The 4,165-nt window shown below is 72.0% G+C and carries 4 protein-coding genes; all 4 read right to left on the bottom strand.

Annotated elements, in window-relative coordinates; translation table 11 throughout:
- Positions 1-309: biotin/lipoyl-containing protein (locus KSNIM_RS27040; RefSeq protein ID WP_317634056.1), on the bottom strand; the 309-nt coding region annotated here is incomplete at its 3' end.
- 62 nt (positions 310-371) lie between these two features.
- On the bottom strand, positions 372-1,760 hold the full coding sequence (gene lpdA, locus KSNIM_RS27045; RefSeq protein ID WP_263105729.1) for a dihydrolipoyl dehydrogenase: 1,389 nt from the start codon (positions 1,758-1,760) through the stop codon (positions 372-374).
- A 417-nt stretch (positions 1,761-2,177) separates the two neighbouring features.
- Positions 2,178-3,674, bottom strand: a complete 1,497-nt coding sequence (locus KSNIM_RS27050; protein WP_263105730.1) for a leucyl aminopeptidase — start codon at positions 3,672-3,674, stop codon at positions 2,178-2,180.
- Between the two features lie 251 nt (positions 3,675-3,925).
- Positions 3,926-4,165: adenosylcobinamide-GDP ribazoletransferase (locus tag KSNIM_RS27055; protein WP_263105731.1), on the bottom strand; the 240-nt coding region annotated here is incomplete at its 5' end.

The raw sequence follows: 4,165 nt of genomic DNA on the forward strand, positions 1-4,165 counted from the left end.
GGCCTCGGCGACCGGGGCGGCGGCCGGAGCGGCCTCCGCGGCCGGGGCCGGAGCGGCCACCGGGGCGCCCGAGCCGTCGTCGATGATGGCCAGCTCGGCACCGACCTCGACCGTCTCGTCCTCGCCGACCTTGATCGACGCGAGGATGCCGGACGCGGGCGCCGGGATCTCGGTGTCGACCTTGTCGGTGGAGACCTCGAGCAGCGGCTCGTCGGCCTCCACGCGCTCACCCTCGGCCTTCAGCCAGCGGGTGACGGTGCCCTCGGTCACGCTCTCGCCCAGTGCGGGCAGTGTTACTGAGACCGCCATGGTTTCAGCGACTCCTATCAAGTCTTGCGTACAGGAATGGACAACTAAGGGGGTGCCGCGGATCAGTCGTGCGCGTGCAGCGGCTTGCCGGCCAGCGCCAGGTGCGCCTCGCCCAGGGCCTCGGACTGGCTGGGGTGCGCGTGGATGAGCTGCGCGACCTCGGCGGGCAGCGCCTCCCAGTTGTAGATCAGCTGGGCCTCGCCGACCTGCTCGCCCATGCGGGCGCCGACCATGTGGACACCCACCACGGCGCCGTCCTTGACCTGGACGAGCTTGATCTCGCCGGCGGTCTTCAGGATCTTGCTCTTGCCGTTGCCGGCCAGGTTGTACTTGAGCGTGACGATCTTGTCCTTGCCGTACTGCTCGGCGGCCTTGGCCTCGGACAGGCCCACGGACGCGACCTCCGGGTTGGAGTAGGTCACGCGCGGGATGCCGTCGTAGTCGATCGGGACGACCTTCAGGCCCGCCAGGCGCTCGGCGACGAGCATGCCCTCGGCGAAGCCGACGTGGGCGAGCTGGAGGGTCGGGACGAGGTCGCCGACCGCCGAGATGGTCGGCACGTTGGTGCGCAGGTACTCGTCGACCAGGACGTAGCCGCGGTCCATGGCGACGCCGGCCTCCTCGTAGCCGAGGCCGGCCGAGACCGGGCCGCGGCCGATGGCGACCAGCAGCACGTCGGCGTCGATCTGCTTGCCGTTCTCGGTCGAGACGCGGACACCGTTCTCGGTGTACTCGACGCCCGAGAAGCGGGCCTTCAGCTCGAACTTGATGCCGCGCTTGCGGAAGGCACGCTCCAGCAGCTTCGAGGAGTTCTCGTCCTCCAGCGGGACGAGGTGCGGCAGGGCCTCGACGATGGTGACGTCGACGCCGAAGGACTTCCACACGGACGCGAACTCGACGCCGATGACGCCGCCGCCGAGGATGACGGCCGACTTCGGGATGTAGTCGAGCTTGAGGGCGTGGTCCGAGGAGATGATCCGGTTGCCGTCGATGGTCAGACCGGGCAGCGACTTGGGCACCGAGCCGGTGGCGAGGACGATGTGGCGGCCCTCGACGCGCTGGCCGTTGACGTCCACCGAGGTCTGCGAGGACAGCCGGCCCTCGCCCTGGATGTAGGTGACCTTGCGCGAGGCGACCAGGCCCTGCAGGCCCTTGTAGAGGCCCGAGACCACGTCGTCCTTGTACTTGTGGACGCCCTTGATGTCGATGCCCTGGAAGGTCGCCAGGACGCCGAACTCGGCGGCCTCGCGGGTCTCGTCGGCGACCTCGGCCGCGTGCAGCAGAGCCTTGGTGGGGATGCAGCCGCGGTGCAGGCAGGTGCCGCCGAGCTCGCCCTTCTCGATCAGCGCGACGTTCAGGCCGAGCTGGGCGGCGCGGAGCGCCGCGGCGTAACCGCCGCTTCCGCCTCCGAGAATGACAACGTCGAAAACGGTGCTGGCGTCGTTCGCCACGTCACGTCCTCCATGCAAAGGGGTGCGGTTCGCCGGGCCGGTCGCGGTCCGGTGGTGTGGGAAGCCTTTGTGAGGCGCCCAGTCGTGCCGGAAATACATCTTTGCACTTGTTCGAGGCGACTGGTGTCCGGGGCCGCCCCGGAGGCCGCGGCCCGGCCGCCGCGGGTCACTCGAATGCCCCGTACGGGTGGGTATCGCCGCAGCTCACAGCAGTGCGGACGGCTCGGAGAGGGACGGCTGCGGCGGCCCGCTCCCGCGCCGGTTCCGCTCTGCGGAAGACGGTTTCGCCCGCGGCGAACACCGTCTCGGAATGTGGCCTCCGCCACCCCCGGTGTATTACCGGCTGGTAATAGGAAAACGCCGAAGGGTCCGGTGCCCCACCGGGCACCGGACCCCTCCGTGCATATCGGGGGAGCGTCAGACGCCCGCCGCCACGTCCTCCGCGTACCGGACCAGGGTGCGCACCGCGCTCGCGGTGCCGCCCTTCGGGGTGTAGCCGAACGGGCCGCCCTCGTTGAACGCCGGGCCCGCGATGTCCAGGTGCGCCCAGTCGATGCCCTCGGCGACGAACTCCTTCAGGAACAGGCCGGCCACCAGGCCGCCGCCCATCCGCTCGCCCATGTTGGCCAGGTCGGCGATCGTCGACTCGACCATGCCCTTGCGCAGGTCGGCCGGGAGCGGCATCGGCCAGGACTGCTCGCCCACCGCGGTCGCCGTCTCGTGCAGGCGGGTGCGCAGCTCGTCGTCGTTGGCCATCACACCGAAGGTGCGGGTGCCCAGGGCCAGCACCATCGCGCCGGTCAGGGTGGCGACGTCCACGATGACGTCCGGGTTCTCCTCGCCGGCCCGGACGATCGCGTCGGCCAGCACCAGGCGGCCCTCGGCGTCGGTGTTCAGCACCTCGACGGTCTTGCCGCCGTACATCCGCAGCACGTCGCCGGGGCGGGTCGCCGTGCCGGACGGCATGTTCTCGGCCAGCGCCAGCCACGCGGTCACGTTGACCTGCAGGCCGAGGCGCTTGGCGGCGACCACGGCGGCGAACACCGCGGCGGCACCGGCCATGTCGCACTTCATGGTCTCGTTGTGGCCGGCCGGCTTCAGCGAGATGCCGCCCGAGTCGTAGGTGATGCCCTTGCCGATGAAGGCCAGCGACGCCTTCGCCTTCGGGTGGGTGTAGGCCACCTTCACCAGCCGGGGCGGGTTGGCGGAGCCGTTGCCGACGCCGAGGATGCCGCCGAAGCCGCCCTTGAGCAGCGCCTTCTCGTCCAGCACCTCGACCTTGAGGCCGTGTTCCTTGCCGGCCGCCTGGGCGATCGCGGCGAAGGACTTCGGGTTGAGGTCGTTCGGCGCGGTGTTGACCAGGTCGCGGGCCCGGTTCATCTCCTCGCCGAGCGCGGCGGCGCGCTCGACCGCGGCCTTCGCGTCCTTGCTGCCCTTGCGGGAGGCCAGCACGACCAGCTCGCCGACCGGGGCCTTGCCGTTCTCGCCCTTGTACGTGCCGAAGGCGTACGAGCCCAGCAGGCCGCCCAGCGCGACCGCCTCGATCGCCTCGGCGGACTCGGCGGGCAGCACCAGCGCGGCCTTCTTCACGCCGGCCAGCGTGCGGGCGGCGACACCGGCGGCCCGGCGCAGCGCCTCCGCAGCGAAGCCGTCCTCGGACGCGTCGCCGAGGCCGACCGCCAGCACGAGCGGCGACTTCAGACCGGCGGCCGCCGGAACCTTGACCGCCTCGCCCTCGGCACCGGTGGCGCCCAGGGTGGAGAGGACCTCGGCCAGCGTGCCTTCGAACGCCTCGGCCACGGCCTCGGCGCCGGGGGCGAGCACCAGGCCCTTGGGGCCCTTCGCCACGCCGACCACCAGGGCGTCCGCGCGCAGGCTTGCGGCGGAGGAGGTGCTCACAGACAGTGTTGTCACGACGATGCGTCCTGTTCTTTCGCGGTCCACGGCCGGCGACGGCTCGGGGTGTGCCGTACCGGCTATAACCCCGGCTGACTCCGCGGGGAAACGGGCGCAGGGCTACGGTGCACCCCGCATGGTAGTCCGCATGCTGGGACCGCGCGGCGCCAGGGCACGCCCGCCACCGGCGGGCCGGGCGTACACGGTGTGACGAACCGTGCGAACCGGGCGCCGCGAGAGCGCCCCCGCACCCGGCCCGTGCGGCCCGCTCAGACCGTGCCGATCAGCGCCAGCGCCACCAGTGCCCCGGTGGCCGCGGTCTCCGCCGTTGCACCGAGCACGTCGCCGGTGATCCCGTCCAGCCGCCGCACGCAGCGGCGCAGCAGCAGCTGCGCACAGCCGAGGCCGACCGCCAGCGCCGCCGGCCAGACCCAGGCCTGCCGGCCGTATCCGGCACCGGCCGCGGCGAGCAGCAGCGCGCAGCCCGCGGTGACCGCGGCCGCCCCGGC

Source organism: Kitasatospora sp. DSM 101779, from assembly GCF_025655475.1.
Classification (GTDB): Bacteria; Actinomycetota; Actinomycetes; order Streptomycetales; family Streptomycetaceae; genus Kitasatospora.